Raw genomic sequence first — 1,677 nt, 5'->3', positions numbered from 1 at the left:
ATCGTCACCAGATTAACAACAAATACCTATTATATCGATATGAAATTTTGTTTTCTTTTGCTGACTTTACGCCTAACTTTCGCCGTAAATCATCATTATTCATCTATCACGGTTACAGAGGCTGTTTGATATGTCTGACACGACTATTCGTCATGGCAAAAAACGATTTTTCGATAATGCAAAATTTCCTCGCGGATTTGCAAAGTCAGGTGATTTTACTCTTGCAGAAGAGGAAATCCTAATGATTTATGGAGACACCTTGGTTGGTCTAGAGACTGGTCAATTGACTCCAGAAAATGACGATGAAAAGCACTTTTTGCTAACGCTAGAAACACCAGAAGCGGCACAAAACAAAGTGGAACGTACTTGGTTGAAATACATGCGCCTTGCACGTGGTCGTAAGCGCTTCCATACTCTTAATGGACGTCAATAAACCAGACGCGAGCGATGACTACGTTGAGGAAGACGCAAGCCTAACTGAGGACGATTAATGCATATCTGCTTTTTGATGTATCCATAGGATCGTGTTTGTGCTGAGTACGCCTCATTCATGAGTGCGCATTAAGAGGTCACACGGTTGCCATTACAACAATGAGCGGATTGACCATTAGAGACAAAAACGTATTTGGTTTTTGTCAGGTCCTAAAAAAAGGACAGCGAATTTCAAAAAGCCCGCCTCCCTATGGCGGGTTTTGACGTTATTTTCATACGGGCGAACCCTCCTTTAGACAATCTTGCCCTGACTTTCCTCGACGCCATCAAAGACGCACACTGATCATCGATGACCTTGAATTGAAGGCCTACGTATCACCAATAACAAGCTCTACAGCACAGCGATACGGTAAATAATTTGAGTGAGAAATTGACCGACTAAACAGCGTGGGGCAACARGCATTCCTCTATAACTCGTTACGCCATAATGGTCGTCCCGATAGGATTGATATCAGCAACCCTTAACATCTAGGTGACATTGAGCCGACACTCGCTTATTTGATTCGTTATCTAAAGCACTGACGCACTTGCCGAAACAAGTGCATCAACATAGAGTCATTAACCTTAACTGAGTGGGGCAATGCTTTTATTTGGCGAGCATTGCCACTTTTTTCAAGAAGCTATCGCGCAAGTGCTCTTGCTCATAATACTAAGTGGTTAGGTCGTTGTGAAAACCGACTTTTAACTCAACCCCATTGCCTCGCATGTACACGCTGTAGCCATCGTACTCTGAAAACTGCTTCGAGCCCCTTCATAAATTTTGCCAAATTCGGTTGGGGTGCCTCGTTCCATAATGGTTTCATACGCGTGTCAGAATTTTGGTGGAATCTAACTCGTTTTTCATGATCTGGCTCCTGCAGAAGAACACACTATGAGTATGGGCAAGTGATGATTATTTCGCCAATGCGCAAAGTTGAGCCCCTTCAAATTACCTACATTAATTTAGTAAGATAAATTTATCAACTGATTAGAACAGATTTAACTCATTCAGACGACCGCTCAATGAAGAAAACCCCAACGAAAACGTGTGTCATCAGCCACAATGGTGACAGTTGGGTGAAATATGTGAAATTTTGACCTAAAACAATGGCAGCCAACAGAAAACTTTATTTTATAATGCAAAATAATGTTTCGGTACATCCAAAATTTCTAATATCTAGGGGCGAAAATGAGACTTATCCCGTT

General features: G+C 41.8%; 1 protein-coding gene and 2 pseudogenes. 2 read left to right on the top strand and 1 reads right to left on the bottom strand.

The window, feature by feature from the left end; genetic code table 11:
- Positions 1 to 130: 130 nt before the first annotated feature.
- Both CIK04_RS27615 and CIK04_RS35775 read left to right on the top strand, forming a co-directional pair.
- Positions 131 to 491, top strand: a pseudogene (locus CIK04_RS27615) (DUF413 domain-containing protein).
- A gap of 191 nt (positions 492 to 682) precedes the next feature.
- Entirely contained in the window at positions 683 to 775 is a 93-nt protein-coding gene (locus tag CIK04_RS35775; RefSeq protein ID WP_332870149.1) for a hypothetical protein, read from the top strand.
- A gap of 303 nt (positions 776 to 1,078) precedes the next feature.
- Here CIK04_RS35775 and CIK04_RS27605 read toward each other — a convergent pair.
- Positions 1,079 to 1,336, bottom strand: a pseudogene (locus CIK04_RS27605) (DUF3081 family protein).
- Positions 1,337 to 1,677 lie beyond the last annotated feature (341 nt).

Source organism: Vibrio sp. 03_296 (assembly GCF_002265885.1).
The sequence above is the reverse complement of the archived record's forward strand: the minus strand, read 5'-3'. Positions and strand labels throughout refer to the sequence as shown.

Bases quoted from the DNA above. Each gene is read 5' to 3' on its own strand.
- CIK04_RS35775 (WP_332870149.1), top strand. From the start codon at position 683: ATGGCGGGTTTTGACGTTATTTTCATACGGGCGAACCCTCCTTTAGAC.